Source organism: Marinovum sp., from assembly GCF_034669705.1.
Classification (GTDB): Bacteria; Pseudomonadota; Alphaproteobacteria; order Rhodobacterales; family Rhodobacteraceae; genus Marinovum.
The window spans coordinates 1-15,081 of record NZ_JAXMOR010000005.1 but is presented as its reverse complement, the minus strand read 5'-3'; the positions used below and the strand labels follow the sequence as shown (position 1 = coordinate 15,081).

The 15,081-nt window shown below is 63.5% G+C and carries 16 protein-coding genes and 1 tRNA gene; 14 read left to right on the top strand and 3 right to left on the bottom strand.

Going from position 1 to position 15,081, the window contains the following annotated elements; all coding sequences use genetic code 11:
* Positions 1–34 precede the first annotated feature (34 nt).
* Both VOI27_RS04920 and VOI27_RS04915 read left to right on the top strand, forming a co-directional pair.
* Positions 35–1,285 carry a hypothetical protein gene (locus tag VOI27_RS04920; RefSeq protein ID WP_323764190.1) on the top strand — a complete coding sequence of 417 codons (1,251 nt, stop codon included), beginning with the start codon at positions 35–37 and terminating at the stop codon, positions 1,283–1,285.
* A complete protein-coding gene (locus VOI27_RS04915) occupies positions 1,282–2,712 on the top strand; it encodes a cytochrome P450 (RefSeq protein ID WP_323764189.1) in 1,431 nt (476 codons plus the stop codon). The genes VOI27_RS04920 and VOI27_RS04915 overlap by 4 nt, the downstream gene beginning before the upstream one ends.
* 28 nt (positions 2,713–2,740) lie before the next feature.
* Here the strand turns inward: VOI27_RS04915 and VOI27_RS04910 are convergent, their stop codons facing one another.
* Together VOI27_RS04910 and VOI27_RS04905 are read right to left on the bottom strand one after the other, a co-directional pair.
* On the bottom strand, positions 2,741–2,977 hold the full coding sequence (locus VOI27_RS04910) for a hypothetical protein (protein ID WP_323764188.1): 237 nt from the start codon (positions 2,975–2,977) through the stop codon (positions 2,741–2,743).
* 10 nt (positions 2,978–2,987) lie between these two features.
* Complete coding sequence (locus VOI27_RS04905) at positions 2,988–3,641, bottom strand: alpha/beta hydrolase (protein ID WP_323764187.1); 654 nt, start codon at positions 3,639–3,641, stop codon at positions 2,988–2,990.
* Positions 3,642–3,804: 163 nt separating this feature from the next.
* Between VOI27_RS04905 and VOI27_RS04900 the strand changes: the two genes are divergently transcribed.
* From VOI27_RS04900 to VOI27_RS04845, 12 genes are all read left to right on the top strand, one after another.
* Complete coding sequence (locus tag VOI27_RS04900; RefSeq protein WP_323764186.1) at positions 3,805–4,266, top strand: Rrf2 family transcriptional regulator; 462 nt, start codon at positions 3,805–3,807, stop codon at positions 4,264–4,266.
* 78 nt (positions 4,267–4,344) lie between these two features.
* Positions 4,345–5,388 (top strand): cysteine desulfurase family protein, encoded by a 1,044-nt coding sequence (locus VOI27_RS04895; protein ID WP_323764185.1) that lies wholly within the window; start codon positions 4,345–4,347, stop codon positions 5,386–5,388.
* Between the two features lie 17 nt (positions 5,389–5,405).
* On the top strand, positions 5,406–6,926 hold the full coding sequence (sufB, locus tag VOI27_RS04890; RefSeq protein WP_323764184.1) for a Fe-S cluster assembly protein SufB: 1,521 nt from the start codon (positions 5,406–5,408) through the stop codon (positions 6,924–6,926).
* 87 nt (positions 6,927–7,013) lie between these two features.
* Positions 7,014–7,208 carry a hypothetical protein gene (locus VOI27_RS04885; RefSeq protein WP_323764183.1) on the top strand — a complete coding sequence of 65 codons (195 nt, stop codon included), beginning with the start codon at positions 7,014–7,016 and terminating at the stop codon, positions 7,206–7,208.
* A gap of 99 nt (positions 7,209–7,307) precedes the next feature.
* Complete coding sequence (locus tag VOI27_RS04880) at positions 7,308–7,838, top strand: hypothetical protein (protein ID WP_323764182.1); 531 nt, start codon at positions 7,308–7,310, stop codon at positions 7,836–7,838.
* 77 nt (positions 7,839–7,915) lie between these two features.
* Positions 7,916–8,671: a Fe-S cluster assembly ATPase SufC gene (gene sufC, locus VOI27_RS04875; protein WP_323764181.1), complete on the top strand. Its 756-nt coding sequence runs from the start codon at positions 7,916–7,918 to the stop codon at positions 8,669–8,671.
* Positions 8,671–9,951, top strand: coding sequence for a Fe-S cluster assembly protein SufD (gene sufD / locus VOI27_RS04870; protein WP_323764180.1), 1,281 nt, complete (start codon positions 8,671–8,673; stop codon positions 9,949–9,951). The genes sufC and sufD overlap by 1 nt, the downstream gene beginning before the upstream one ends.
* 9 nt (positions 9,952–9,960) lie before the next feature.
* Positions 9,961–10,446 carry a YIP1 family protein gene (locus tag VOI27_RS04865; RefSeq protein ID WP_323764179.1) on the top strand — a complete coding sequence of 162 codons (486 nt, stop codon included), beginning with the start codon at positions 9,961–9,963 and terminating at the stop codon, positions 10,444–10,446.
* Positions 10,443–11,033: a YIP1 family protein gene (locus VOI27_RS04860; RefSeq protein WP_323764178.1), complete on the top strand. Its 591-nt coding sequence runs from the start codon at positions 10,443–10,445 to the stop codon at positions 11,031–11,033. Before VOI27_RS04865 ends, VOI27_RS04860 begins: the two co-directional genes overlap by 4 nt.
* A complete protein-coding gene (locus VOI27_RS04855) occupies positions 11,026–12,246 on the top strand; it encodes a cysteine desulfurase (protein ID WP_323764177.1) in 1,221 nt (406 codons plus the stop codon). Before VOI27_RS04860 ends, VOI27_RS04855 begins: the two co-directional genes overlap by 8 nt.
* Before the next feature lie 153 nt (positions 12,247–12,399).
* A tRNA-Arg gene (locus VOI27_RS04850) sits at positions 12,400–12,476 on the top strand.
* A 56-nt stretch (positions 12,477–12,532) separates the two neighbouring features.
* A complete protein-coding gene (locus VOI27_RS04845) occupies positions 12,533–13,642 on the top strand; it encodes a tyrosine-type recombinase/integrase (protein WP_323764176.1) in 1,110 nt (369 codons plus the stop codon).
* A 574-nt stretch (positions 13,643–14,216) separates the two neighbouring features.
* Here the strand turns inward: VOI27_RS04845 and VOI27_RS04840 are convergent.
* A complete protein-coding gene (locus VOI27_RS04840) occupies positions 14,217–14,924 on the bottom strand; it encodes a hypothetical protein (protein WP_323764175.1) in 708 nt (235 codons plus the stop codon).
* Positions 14,925–15,081 lie beyond the last annotated feature (157 nt).

The following is a 15,081-nucleotide window of genomic DNA, read 5'->3' as shown; positions in this document are numbered from 1 at the left end:
CCCGCTAGGCTCGGCGAAAAAGAGCGAGTGGCAGATGAGCAGTCCCGACACAGGCGCAGCCGGCTCGGCAGGCGCGGTCCGCAAACGCCGGGTGTTCTACATCCCCGGCTACGACCCGATCCATCCCCGCCGTTACCGCGAACTCTACCGTCGTCAGGGCACGCGGCAGGCGGCGATCTCGGGCTATGACATCACCCTCAGACCGCGCGCGAAAGCCGCCAACTACGGCTGGCACGTCACCGGCCGCTTCGACGGCGCAGAGGTCAAGACCGAGGTCGAGGTGCTGGTCTGGTCCGACATCGTCAAGTCCTCCATGGGTCACGGCATCGCGATGAGCTACCTGCGGATGGCCTATACCGCCCTCGTCTATATCGGCTCGGGCGCGCTCTGGCGGCTGGCCCGGCTGCAGAAGGGTCCGGTGATTGCCGCGCTCTACCCGGTGGTGATGCTGCTGGGCCAGGCGCTGCTGGCGGGGCTGGCGGTCTGGGGCGGGGTGAAGCTCGGCCTGGTGCTGCGGCCCTGGCTGGGCCTCTTCGGGCCGCTCCTTGGCGGCGCGGCGGGGGCGGCGCTGGCCTGGGCGATGCTCGAGCAGTTCCGCCGCTGGGACGGCAAGCTCTTCGTCTATTACCTGATGCATGATTACGCCTTCAACGCCCGGGCGCTCGGCGCCATGCCGCCGGAACTCGAACAGCGCATTGCCAGCTTTACCGAGAGCATCGCCGCCGCCTGCGACGATCCGGTCGACGAGATCCTGGTGGTCGGCCATTCCTCCGGCGCCCATCTCGGCGTCTCGGTGCTGGCCGACCTGATCCGCTCCGGCCGGGTGCGCGCCGACGGCCCGGCGCTGGGTTTTCTCAGCCTTGGCCAGGTGGTGCCGATGGTCACCTTCCTGCCGCGGGCCTGGCGGCTGCGCGCCGATCTGGCCTATCTCTGCGAACGCGACGAGATCTTCTGGGCCGACGTCACCGCGCCCGGCGACGGCTGTGCCTTCGCGCTCTGCGATCCGGTGGCGGTGAGCGGGCTGGGCGGACCGGGCCAGAAATGGCCGCTGGTGTTCTCGGCCGCCTTCACCCAGACGCTGTCGCCCGCGCGCTGGAAGGCGCTGCGTTGGCGCTTCTTCCGGCTGCACTTCCAGTATCTCTGCGCCTTCGACCGGCCGGGCGACTACGACTACTTCCGCATCACCGCCGGGCCCAAAACCCTGGCCGAGCGCTACCGCGCGCGTCGATCGTCGAAGTCGGCGATCACCCGGCCGGTCAACCGCTTCACCTCGACCGCCCCATGACACGCCCGCCCAAACCGCCCGCCCGCGCCGACAAGGTCTCGCTGCTGCGCTACCTCTCGCTGTTCCGCCGCGATATCCTCTCGGCGCAACCGGCGCGGCTCTACCGCGCCTGGATGGCCGAGTTCCGCACGCCGTTCTTTCGCTCCTACCTTGTCAACCAGCCCGACCTGGTCAAGCAGGTCCTGAAGGCGCGGCCCGAGGATTTCCCCAAGTCCGACCGCATCGGCGAGGGGCTGCGGCCGCTCCTGGGCAACTCGGTCTTCGTCACCAATGGCGAGACCTGGAAGCGCCAGCGCCGGATCATCGACCCCGCCTTCGAAGGCGGCCGCCTGCGCCACAGTTTTCCGGCGATGCTGGCGGCGGCAGAGAGCGCGGTGACGCGCATGGCGCCCCGGTGCGGCGAGACCGTGGAGGTCGAGGCCGAAACCAGCCATGCGGCGGCCGATGTGATCTTCCGCACCCTGTTCTCGATCCCAATCGAGCACGAGATCGCGGCGCAGGTGTTCTCGGAGTTCCGCCACTACCAGCGCAGCCAGCCGATCCTCAACCTCGCGGCCTTCGTGCCGCTGCCGCGCTGGATGCCGCGGTTCTTCCGCCGCGACACGCGGGCCTCAGCGCGCACCATTCGCACGCTGATCACCAGCCTCACCGCCGATCGCATGGCCGAGATCGAGGCCGGCACCGCCCCCGCCGACCTCGCCACCAAGATCATGACCACACCCGACCCGGAGACCGGCGAGACCTTCAGCACCGCCGAGATGGTCGACCAGGTGGCGATCTTCTTCCTTGCCGGTCACGAGACCAGCGCCTCGGCCCTGGCCTGGGCGCTCTACCTGATGGCGCTCTACCCCGACTGGCAGGACAGGCTTGCCGAAGAAGCGCAGACGCTCCCCTTCATCTTGCCAAATAACCTCCCCCCGGAGGGCCGGTCCGCCAAGCCCTCCCCCGATTTCAGCTGTGTCTCCAGCCTTCGGCTCTCCCGCGATGTCTTTCGCGAAGCGCTCAGGCTCTACCCGCCGGTGCCGATGATGGTGCGTGAGGCGCGCTGTCCCGAGCGGTTCCGCGACAGGGACGTGCCCAAGGGCAGCCAGATCGTGCTCAGCCCCTGGCATCTGCACCGGCACGAGCGGCTGTGGGACAACCCCGACGGGTTCGATCCGGGCCGGTTTGCCACCGAGAACGGCAAGACCTGCCTGCGCGAGGCCTATCTGCCGTTTTCTGCCGGGGCGCGGGTCTGCCCGGGGGCGGGGTTTGCCATGGTGGAGGGGCCGCTGTTGCTGTCGTATCTGCTGCGGCATTTCCGCTTCGAGTTGAGCAACCGCCCGGCGCCGGTGCCGGTGGCGCATCTGACGGTGCGCTCTGACACCGGCATCTGGCTGCGGGTGCGCGCGCGCTCTTCCGGCCCGGGCGGGCCGTCCTCGCGATAAGCGCCCGCGAGGGCGCGCAGAGCGGCGTCTAGTCCTGGTGTTTGATCTGCGCCTCGTAGGCGCGCAGCTGCGCTTCGAGATAGCGCCGTCCGCGCTTGGCGGCCATGCGCACGCGCACGGCCGTCAGAAAGGCCTCTTCGGCCGTCGTCGAGGTGGCGCCGATGACCTTGGCGACATCGGCGACAAGCGTCTCGCTGCCGATCAGCTCGGCCGCCTCGACGGTGTCGCGGGCCAGCTCGTCGGCCAGATCCTCGGTCACGCCCATGACGGTCTCCTCAGCGCGAGGTCTCGGTGAGACGCCGTTTGACGTAATCCGAGACGGTGCCGATCATCGTGTCCATGTGATCATTCTCGAAGAAATGGCCCGAGCCCTCGATCTCTTCATGGGTGATGGTGATGCCCTTCTGCTCGTGCAGCTTGCCCACCAGAGACGTGGTGTCAGCCGGCGGCGCGACCCGGTCGGAGGTGCCGTTGATGATCAGCCCCGAGGCCGGGCAGGGTGCCAAGAACGAGAAATCATACATGTTGGCCGGCGGGCTGGCCGAGACGAAGCCGGTGATCTCCGGCCGGCGCATCAGCAACTGCATGCCGATCCAGGCGCCGAAGGAGAAGCCCGCGACCCAGCAATGCTTGGAATTGTTGTTCATCGACTGCAGGTAATCCAGCGCCGAGGCCGCATCCGAGAGCTCGCCCACCCCCTGGTCATATTCGCCCTGGCTTCGGCCGACGCCGCGGAAATTGAACCGCAGCACGGTGAAACCCATGTTGTAGAAGGCGTAATGCAGGTTGTAGACGACCTTGTTGTTCATCGTCCCGCCGAACTGCGGGTGCGGATGCAGCACGATGGCGATCGGCGCATCGCGCTCCTTTTGCGGGTGATAGCGGCCTTCGAGCCGTCCTTCGGGACCGGGAAAGATGACCTCGGGCATAACGGGCTGTACTCCTCGCACAGGCACGGCAATTGTTGACGCAATTGCTCGACTACCTTAGAATGGTTCTAAACCCGATGCCGGAAGCGGAACGGGGCTTGTGGCAGATAAGCCTAATGGTTACTGAGGTCAACTGGCCAGCAGGCGCCCTGGGGGAGAACCGATGAAGCTGAGTACCAAGGGGCGCTATGCGATGGTGGCGCTGGTCGATATCGCGCTGCAGCCGGAGGGGCGGCTGGTGACGCTGGGCGAGATCTCGCAGCGCCAGGATATTTCGCTGCCCTATCTCGAACAGCTCTTCGTCAAGTTGCGCCGGGCCGAACTCGTGGCCTCGGTGCGCGGCCCCGGCGGCGGCTATCGCCTGGCGCGGCCTGCGACCGAGATCCGCGTGGTCGAAGTGCTTTCGGCGGTGGACGAGACGGTGGACGCCATGCACAAGGGCGCCGGCGCCAGTGGCGGTCTGTCTGGCAGCAGGGCGCAATCGCTTTCGAACCGGTTGTGGGAGGGGCTCTCGGCGCATGTCTATGTCTTCCTGCACCAGACCCGGCTGTCGGATATCGTCGGCAACGAGCTGGCACCCTGTCCGGCGGTGCCGGGATTGTTCTCGGTGGTCGATGATGGCTGAGGGTGCAGGGGGGCCAGCCCCCCATCGCCTTTGGCGAGTCCCCCCGGAGGTTTTCGGGCAAGATGAAGGAGCGGGTGCGTGAGGCGGGTGTATCTCGATCACAATGCCACGGCGCCGCTGTGCGAGGCGGCACGGGCGGCGATGGTCAAGGCGATGGACGTGGTGGGCAACCCGTCGTCGGTGCATTCCGAGGGCCGCCGCGCCAAGGGTCTGATTGAAACCGCACGGCGACAGTTGGCCGAGGCCCTGGGCGCCGGAGAGGCGGATATCGTTTTCACTTCCGGTGCGACCGAGGCGGCGGCACTGGCGCTGGCCGGGCGCGGTCTGGTGTCTGGCGGCATCGAGCATGATTGCGTCGGCGCCTGGACCGAGGATGCGCTGGCGGTGGATGGCGCGGGCCGGGTGACGGTGGCGGATCCGGCGCGAACGGCGTTGCAGGTGGCCAACAGCGAGACCGGCATCCTGCAGGAACTGCCCACTGGTCTGGCGCTGACCGATGCGGTGCAGGCCTTTGGCAAGCTGCCGTTTTCCTTTGCCTGGTCGGGGGCGGAGATGGCGCTGGTCTCGGCGCATAAGCTGGGCGGCCCGAAGGGGGTCGGCGCGCTGGTGCTGCAGCGAGGGCTGGATATCACGGCCCAGATCCGCGGCGGCGGCCAGGAGATGGGCCGCCGGTCGGGCACCGAGAACGTGATCGGCATCGCCGGATTCGGCGCCGCAGCCGCGCAGGCGGTGCGTGATCTTGAGGCCGGTGTCTGGGAGCGGGTGGCGGAACTTAGAAATATTCTAGAAAAAGCCATTGAGGCTCGTGAAAAAGAGATTATTTTAGTCGGGAAATCGACGTCGCGCCTGCCCAACACCCTTTGCCTGATCGCACCGGGCTGGAAGGGCGAGACGCAGGTCATGGCGATGGACCTGGCCGGGTTCGCGATCAGCGCCGGATCCGCCTGTTCCAGCGGCAAGGTCAAATCCAGCCGCGTGTTGCGCGCGATGGGATATGGAGAGCAAGAGGCGGCCTGTGCGATCCGGGTGAGCCTTGGCCCTTCGAACACGGAAGACGACGTGCTGCGCTTTGCCGAGGCGTGGTGCACAGCATATGAGAAGCATCGCGCCCGTGCGGCGTGACACCGGAGGTAGATATCATGGCAGCTCTTGACCAGACCCAGGTCAAAGACGGCGTCGACCAGGAGACCGTGGATGCGGTCCGCGAGGTCAGCACCTACAAGTATGGCTGGGAAACCGAGATCGAGATGGACTATGCCCCCAAGGGGCTGACGCATGACATCGTCCGGCTGATTTCCAAGAACAACGACGAACCCGAGTGGATGACCGAGTGGCGGCTGGCGGCCTATGAGCGCTGGCTGAAGATGAAGGAGCCGGACTGGGCGATGGTCGACTATCCCGAGATCGACTTTCAGGACCAGTATTACTATGCCCGCCCCAAGAGCATGATGGAGAAGCCCAAGTCGCTCGACGAGGTCGACCCCAAGCTGCTGGCGACCTACGAGAAGCTGGGCATCCCGCTGAAGGAACAGATGATCCTCGCCGGTGTCGAAGGTGCCGAGGAGGCGCCCGCCGAAGGCCGCAAGGTGGCGGTCGACGCGGTGTTCGATTCGGTCTCCGTCGGCACCACCTTCCAGAAAGAACTGAAGAAGGCCGGCGTGATCTTCTGCTCGATCTCCGAGGCGATCCGCGAGCATCCGGAGCTGGTGAAGAAATACCTCGGTTCCGTGGTCCCGGTCTCTGACAACTTCTATGCGACGCTGAACTCGGCGGTGTTCTCTGACGGGTCGTTTGTCTATGTGCCGCCGGGCGTGCGCTGCCCGATGGAGCTCAGCACCTATTTCCGCATCAACGCCGAGAACACCGGCCAGTTCGAGCGGACGCTGATCATCGCCGACAAGGGCTCCTACGTCTCCTACCTCGAAGGCTGCACCGCGCCGCAGCGCGACATCAGCCAGCTGCATGCCGCCGTGGTCGAGATCGTCGTCGAGGAAGACGCCGAGGTGAAATACTCGACCGTGCAGAACTGGTATCCGGGCGATGAGAACGGCAAGGGCGGGATCTACAACTTCGTCACCAAGCGGGCCGATTGCCGCGGCGACCGGGCGAAATGCATGTGGACCCAGGTCGAGACCGGCTCTGCGGTGACCTGGAAATACCCCTCCTGCATCCTGCGCGGTGACGAGAGCCAGGGCGAGTTCTATTCGATCGCCATCACCAACAACCACCAGCAGGCCGACACCGGCACCAAGATGGTGCACCTGGGCAAGAACACCCGCTCGCGGATCGTGTCCAAGGGGATCAGCGCCGGCTTTGCGCAGAACACCTATCGCGGGCTGGTGTCGATGCATCCGAAGGCCAAGAACTCGCGCAACTACACCCAGTGCGACAGCCTGCTGATCGGTGACAAATGCGGGGCCCATACGGTGCCCTACATCGAGGTGAGGAACAATTCCTCGCGGGTCGAGCATGAGGCCACCACCTCCAAGGTCGACGACGACCAGATGTTCTATTGCCGCCAGCGCGGCATGGACGAGGAGGAAGCGGTGGCGCTGATCGTCAACGGCTTTGCCAAGGAAGTGCTGCAGGCGCTGCCGATGGAGTTCGCGCTCGAAGCGCAGCAGCTGGTGGCGATCTCGCTGGAAGGCTCTGTCGGGTAAGACCGGCACCGGGGCGGGCCTTATGGCCCGCCGATGCCGCGGCGACGGGGCGAGGGCGTGTGCGCCCGCGAACACAGGCGAGCTGAGATGATCCTACGTATCAAACGACTGCAAAAGCGTCTGCGCCCTGGCCGTTCGGTCGCGCCGAACGCCTGGGCCGCCGCGCGGTGGGTCGGCAATGTGCCGGCCAAGGGGCTGCGCGAGATCGCCGATCTGGGGGCGGCCTCTGCCACGGGCGCGGCGCGCGACTTGACCGGCGAACTGACCTTGGATGCGGCGTGATGTCTGTGATTAATCTCACATTGATGGCAAAGCTGTCGCATTTCTGCCGTGTTCCTGCGAGACCGTTGGGGCAAGAAAAGGACGTAAGAGGCAGCAGTGATGATCACCCAGGGACAGGCGAGCTTTCAGGCACGGATCGCCCGGATCAATTCCGGGAAGGTCAGCTGTATGCCGCAGCCCGGGGTGTCGGACGGCACCGGCTCTTGCTGGGTCTCGCCGAGGGCGGCTGGGCAGATGCGCCGCAAGACGCGGTCCGCGGCGGCGCATCCTTTGGCGCCGTTCTGGGCGCTCTTTCTGGGACTTTTGGCCTTTGTCCTGTCGCAGCTGGCCGGGTTTCACCTGCTGGACCTGCCCGATCCCGAGATGACCGCCGACATGCATCTGGTGCTCGACGCCGTCGGTGCGATGGCGGTGCTGACCGCGCTGTCGATGCTGTTCTCGGCGCCCTCCGGGACGCTGGTGATCCGGCTGGCGGGCATCGCGCTGGCGATGTGCACCATGCACAACCTGGTCCATATGCAACCCGAGCTCTTCGCGCAGGTCTTTTCGGCCCGCTGGGTCGAGGACGTCCGCAGCGCCACCGCGCCCGGCTCGATCCTGTTTCGCGGCGTGAGCTACCCGCTCCTCTGACATCCCTGAAATCCGAAATCAGCGCGGCGCAGCCCCTTCGGGCAGCGCGGCCTTCACACGTTTACACGAGGTAAAAAATGCTGGAAATCAAGAACCTGCACGTCAAACTTGAAGAAGAGGACAAACAGATCCTCAAGGGCGTCGACCTGAAAGTCGAAGCCGGCAAGGTGCATGCGATCATGGGCCCCAACGGCTCTGGCAAATCGACGCTCTCCTATGTGCTCTCCGGTCGCGACGGCTATGAGGTGACCGAGGGCGAAGCGACGCTTGAAGGCAACGATCTGCTCGACATGGACCCCGAAGAGCGCGCCGCGGCGGGCCTGTTCCTGGCGTTCCAGTACCCGGTCGAGATCCCCGGCGTCGGCAACATGACCTTCCTGCGCACCGCGCTCAATGCCCAGCGCAAGGCGCGCGGCGAGGAAGAGCTCAACGCCACCGATTTCCTCAAGCTGATCCGCGCCAAGGCCAAGGACCTCAAGATCGATGCCGAGATGCTTAAGCGTCCGGTCAACGTGGGCTTTTCCGGCGGCGAGAAAAAGCGCAACGAGATCCTGCAGATGGCGATGCTCGAGCCGAAGATGTGCATCCTCGACGAGACCGACAGCGGTCTTGACGTCGATGCGATGAAGCTGGTGGCCGATGGCGTCAACGCGCTGCGCTCGGAGGGCCGGGGCTTTCTGGTGATCACCCACTACCAGCGCTTGCTCGACCACATCAAACCCGACGTGGTGCACATCATGGCGGGTGGCCGCATCATCAAGACCGGCGGGCCCGAGCTGGCGCTCGAGGTCGAAGAGAACGGCTACGCCCATCTGCTGGAGGAGGTGGCGTAATGGCATTGCCGCAAGTCAAACAGGACGCCACCGAGGCGCGGATCGCGACGCTCGAGCTGCCGCGCGGCGGCTGGTCAGAGGCGGCGCGCGAGACCGCGCTGGGCCGGCTGCGCGAGATGGGCCTGCCCGGACGGCGCGACGAATACTGGAAATACACCCGTCCCGACACGCTGACCCAGCCCGAGGCGCCGCGCGCCGCGCTCTTCGAGACCGGCGAAGCGCCGACCTTCAGCGCGGTCGATCGGCTCAACATCGTGTTCGTGGACGGTGTCTTCGATGCCGAGGCCTCCGATGATCTGGCGCTCGAGGGCGTGACCATTGAGCGGCTGGCAGAGACCCGAAGCGATCTGCACTGGGCCAAGGGCCTTTACGGCACGCTCGAGACCAACGGCCAGGTGCCGGTGCAGCGGCCGCTGGCGGCGCTCAACACCGCCTTTGCCAGCGACGGCCTGCTGATCCATGTGACCGGCACCCCCTCGAAGCCGATCGCGATCCGCTATGAGCACCGCTCCGAGACCTCCGACGCAATCCTGCACCATGTGGTCAAGCTCGATGCCGGTGCCGAGGCGACGCTGCTCGAGGCCGGCCCGGCGGCCGCGCGCTTCAACAAGGTGATGGAAGCGGATGTGGCCGATGGCGCCAAGCTGCACCATGTCCGGGTTCAGGGCCGCGACCACGAACGCCAGGCGGTGACCCATATCTTTGCCCGTCTCGGCACCGAGTCGGTGTTCAAGAGCTTTACCCTGACCGCCAACGGCGTGATGACGCGCAACGAATGCATTATCGAGCTGACCGGCGATGACGCGGTGGCGCATGTCGCCGGCGCCTGTGTCGGGGATGGCGATTTTCACCACGACGACACCGTCTTCGTCACCCATGACGCGGTCAATTGCGAGAGCCGGCAGGTCTTCAAGAAGGTGCTGCGCAACGGTGCGACCGGCGTCTTCCAGGGCAAGATCCTGGTCAAGGCCGGCGCGCAGAAGACCGACGGCTACCAGATCAGCCAGTCGCTGCTCTTGGACGAGGACAGCCAGTTCCTCGCCAAGCCCGAGCTCGAGATCTATGCCGATGACGTGGCCTGTTCGCATGGCTCGACCTCCGGCGCGATCGACGAGGAGGCGCTGTTCTATCTGCGCTCCCGCGGGGTGCCCGAGGCGCAGGCGGTCAACCTGCTGACCCTGGCCTTCCTCGCCGAGGCGGTGCTCGAGATCGAGGACGCGGCGCTGGCAGAAGAGATCACCTCCCGCATCGAGGGATGGCTGATCCGGCATCGGGACTGACGCTGCGCCATGGCTATCACGCAGGATATCGTCGCCACCTATCGCGGCCCCGGCGCGGTCATGCGCCGGCTGCTGTCGCGCGGGCCGCGCGAGGACCGGGCGCTTGCCATCCTGATGGCGGGCTGCCTGCTGGTCTTTGTCTCGCAATGGCCGCCGCTGGCGCGTCAGGCGCATATGGAGGGGCAGGAGCTCAATCCGCTGTTGGGCGGCGCACTGCTGGCCTGGGTGATGATCGCGCCGCTGATCTTCTATGCGCTGGCGGCGCTGAGCCATCTGGTGGCGCGGCTGCTGGGCGGCAAGGGCAGCTTTTTCGGCGCGCGGCTGGCGCTCTTCTGGGCGCTGCTCGCCGCCTCGCCGCTGATCCTGCTGACCGGTCTTCTGGCCGGCTTCATCGGGCCCGGACCGGGGCCGCAGACCGTTGAGCTGGCGACGCTGCTGCTGTTCCTGTGGTTCTGGCTCGGCGGGCTGAGAGAAGCCGAACGGGCGCCGGCATGAGCCGCGCAGCCCTGACCGAACTGGTGACCGAAACCCTGACCACCCCCCGGGTGGCGGCGGCGCGGCTGATCATGCTCGACCTGCCGCGCGCGGTGCTCTGGCAGGCTTTGGCGCTGGTCATCGCGCTCAACGCGCTGGCCTTTCACCTTGGTGTGATGGTGCAGCCGCCCAGCGAGCCACTGCCGCCGATGATGGCCACGCCCTTCATGTTCGCCCTGATGCTGGGCGGCGGAGCGCTGGCCACGGTCTTTGCCATTGCCCACGCCGGCCGCTGGCTGGGGGGCGAGGCGGGGCTGTCAGACGTGGTGGTCTTGGTGGTCTGGCTGCAGGCTCTGCGGCTGGCGGTGCAGCTGGCGGCCACGGTGCTGACCCTTCTGGCGCCGGGACTGGCGCTGGTTCTGCTGATGGTCGTCAATCTCTACGGCCTGTGGATTTTCGTGAATTTCATCGACGTGGCGCACCGTTTTGGCTCGCCACTCAAGGCCCTGGGCGTGATCGGATTGGCCGGGATCGGCATCGTTCTCGGGCTGATCCTGATGCTCTCGGTGGTCGGGGCAAGCACTGTGGGAGTTTCCGCACATGTATGACGTGAACGCAATCCGGGCGGATTTTCCGATCCTGTCCCGCGAGGTCAACGGCAAGCCTCTGGTCTATCTCGACAACGGTGCCTCGGCGCAGAAGCCTCAGGTGGTGATCGACGCGGTGACCCGGGCCTATTCGATGGAATATGCCAATGTGCACCGCGGGCTGCACTTCCTGTCGAACCTCGCGACCGAGAAATACGAGGCGGTGCGCGGCACCGTGGCGCGGTTCCTGAACGTGGCCGATGAAGGCGAGATCGTGCTCAACACCGGCACCACCGAGGGCATCAACACCGTGGCCTATGGCTGGGCGATGCCACATCTTCAACCGGGCGACGAGATTCTGCTGTCGGTGATGGAGCACCACGCCAATATTGTGCCCTGGCACTTCCTGCGCGAACGCCAGGGGGTGGTGATCAAGTGGGTCGAGATCGAGGCCGACGGCTCGCTCGACCCGCAAAAGGTGATCGATGCCATGGGCCCCAAGACCCGGCTGGTGGCGCTGACCCATATGTCGAACGTGCTGGGCACCCGGGTCGATGTTGCGCCGATCTGCGCCGCCGCCCGCGCGCGCGGCATCGCCACGCTGATCGACGGCTCACAAGCGGTGGTGCACGGGCCGGTCGATGTCGATGCGCTGGGCTGCGATTTCTATGCGATCACCGGCCACAAGCTCTATGGCCCCTCGGGCTCCGGCGCGATCTTCATGAGAAAGGACCGCATGGCCGAGATGCGCCCCTTCATGGGCGGCGGCGACATGATCAAGGAGGTCCACCGCGACGGCATCCTCTACAACGACCCGCCGATGAAGTTCGAGGCCGGCACCCCCGGCATCGTCGCCACCATCGGGCTGGGCGCGGCGCTCGAGTACATGATGGGCGTCGGCATGGAGGAGATTGCCGCGCATGAGGCGGCGCTGACGAAATATGCGCTGGGGCGGCTCTCCGGGCTGAACTGGCTGCAGCTGCAGGGCAGGGCACCGGGCAAGGGGGCGATTTTCTCGTTTACGCTCGACGGCGCGGCGCATGCGCATGACATCTCGACGATTCTCGACAAGAAGGGCGTCGCGGTGCGCGCCGGCCACCATTGCGCCGGGCCGCTGATGGATCACCTGGGCGTGACCGCCACCTGCCGCGCCTCCTTTGGCATGTACAACACCCAAGGTGAGGTCGACGCGCTGATCGACGCGCTGGAACTGGCGCATGATCTCTTTGCCTGACGCAGGTGGCCCGGCCCGCGTCGGGCCGTAGGGTGGGTTTGCAACCCACCGCCCCCCGGCCAAAGGCCCCGCCAACTTTCCTGCCCAGGAACCCGCTTTCCCCTCGAGAAGGGTGTTGCAGCGCCCCACGGTTTCGGGTTAGAGGGCAGGCAGGCACCTGTAGCTCAGCTGGATAGAGCGCTGCCCTCCGAAGGCAGAGGCCAGAGGTTCGAATCCTCTCAGGTGCGCCAACCTTACCAGAAAGTTCCTTTTGTGTCCGAGTGTTAACCAACGCTTGGGGGCCTTCATGGCACACAAAATGAGATACATTGTTCAGCGTGGCTGTTCTTACTACTACAATCGCAGAGTACCTGATCGGGTGGCTGATGCCTTCGGAGCTAAGGTGGTTCGCGTAAATTTCGGCAGGGACCCTAGCCGTGCTGCGAATCTCGGCGAAGCTCTCTCAACCAAACTAGATGAAGTGTGGGCAGCTGACAGGGTCATGCCCGTCGATGTGGCGCGGTTGGTTCAGTCCTTTGAGCGTTTATCATTGGACTTGCTGACTTGCGCTGACGACTACCTCTCTGGGAAGAACATCGCTGAGCAGCCCGTCAGGCTTGCTGTAGGGGCCTTGGTCGAGGTCGCAGGGAACAGGGCCATAGAGACCTACCAGCGGGTCGATGCACGTCAGGTGGTCGCCTACCTGCTAGAGAAGGGCAACAAGACAGCCACAGTCAGGAGACGAATCCAGTCCCTTCATGCTGTTCTTGAGTACGGGTTCCTTGAGCAAGATCTGGAAAAGCGGAATCCATTCGCTCGTCTGACCATCAAAGGCGAGAATTCAGATACCAAGAAACGGGGTGTGTTCACCGATGCCCAACTTGCTGAACTTTACGGTACATGCCTGGCCTCAGAACGAGATACCCGGCTAATCCTACCAATACTCGGAGAAACCGGTGCCAGGCTTGCTGAGGTGGTTGGTTTGCGCTGGTCGGATGTGAACCAGCAGGAGGGGGTAGTCAGTTTCGTGCCACATGAGCTGAGGCGACTGAAAACCAGAGGGTCTGAGCGTTCTGTTCCCTTGGTTGGGGCGGCGAAGAGTGCCATCGACCTGTTGTCGAAGATGAAACCGGATGATGAATTTATCTTTTCCCGGTGGGTGAAGCCTTCTGGGGTTGTCGCCACCCATGCCAGCAACACCCTCAACAAGTACATCCGAAGTCGGTACGGCGATCTGACTTGCCACTGTTTCCGACACACCCTCAGGGACAGGTTGCGGAATTCTGGATGTTCACCAGAGTTGGTGGACCAAATAGGCGGATGGACGTCGAGGTTGGGTGTAGGGGCGGGCTACGGGCATGGCTACAACCTTGACCGGCAGAGGGAAGCGCTTGAGCAGGTGGTAATACGTCTTTAGGCTGTGTGAGAGGGCGTTTTATGAGGTGTTGATGTTCTGGGCGGGGTCTCTACCTGAAACTGCCTAACACCTCCTAATTCGGCCTTCTATGACCTGAAAATTGGAATTGGGTAGGAGGGCCTTGTTAGACCTTCCTTCCCTTGCTAGTCATTACCCTAGGAGCTACCCGAGTCCCTTGCGCTTTGAGCGCTACCAAGGCGATTTGCTAACAGCCACGGCCTGGGCTCGGACTTTTCTTCCTCTATACCTTCTCTGCCTGGCCTTGAATTATAATTATTCTCTCCTAAGATATTCGAGTTGTAGTTAGCATAGTAGTCCTCTTCATCTATAACTGGATAGTCAATGTCCTCCTCTTGGTCGGTAGTTTCTTCGTAGTCTATATAATTAACAAAACTATCCGGATATATGGCTTCAAGAATTCGAGTGGTTCCATCAGGGTAGCTTACGTCAAGAGCTGGGACTGCGCCTATATAGTGGTTCAGATTTTCTCGCAGTATCTCCAGGACCCTTTCTTGATTCTCTATTTTGCAAATAAGGCAGTCATGAACAGGGAAACTGGGAACGTCCTCAAGGGCTAGCTGAAAATAGTTGCTGTCATGACGTTGCTTTCAATGTACATCAGATCGAACACACCAAGTTCGAAGGTTTTAAGAAAGGGGTAGGTTTGGTATATCTCCGCAAACAGGCTCTTAGCGCTCACCTTCTTGGGAACCTGATATTTTTCTTGAACTGGAAGGGTCTTGATGGTGCCGTCTTGCATCTTTACTCGTTCACCTTCGGGGAAGTTGGTAGGTTGCCTGTCGACAGATAGGAGCTTTGAAACCATCAGCTTCATAAGCTTTCTAGCCCGAGTGTAGTCTTCGCAGTTTCCGGAATGTTTCTTGACATAAGGCAGGACAGAATATGGGTCTTGCTCCAATGAAATTCCGCATCTACCAGCGATGATTGCGAGGTAGCATGACTTAATGTCAATCTCACATACTGGTTCTCCATCAATTGTCATGGTGAGTCTCTCGCTCTCTGAATAATTTTGATAGTTGCTGTAATTTCTTCCACCTTGATTAAGGCTGCAGTTGTTGAATATTCGGGTGATGGTGTTGAACTTGTTGCCTTCGGGATGAGTAAGCGGATGTTTTTCCATGCAGCCCTTAATGATACGAATTTCTTTTTGGAGCGCCTGCACTCTCTCATCGTCAAAGCGTTTTAGGCTGATGTTCTGTCCACCCGTTGACCTACCGGCGCGTTTTACTCTTGTGCTTCTTACCTTGATCGCCGCGCTCAACCCATGGGTCCTGAATTTCAGAGTATGGCCGAAGTCAGGGAGTCGAACCTGACCTGCCCCCCGCTGGTCCCTCGCTCATTACGAGAGTCTGCGGGTTTGATTTTGGTAGTCGTCGGTTTCGGGCTTGGCAAGCGCGGCGGGCGCTGAGCCCTCAAAT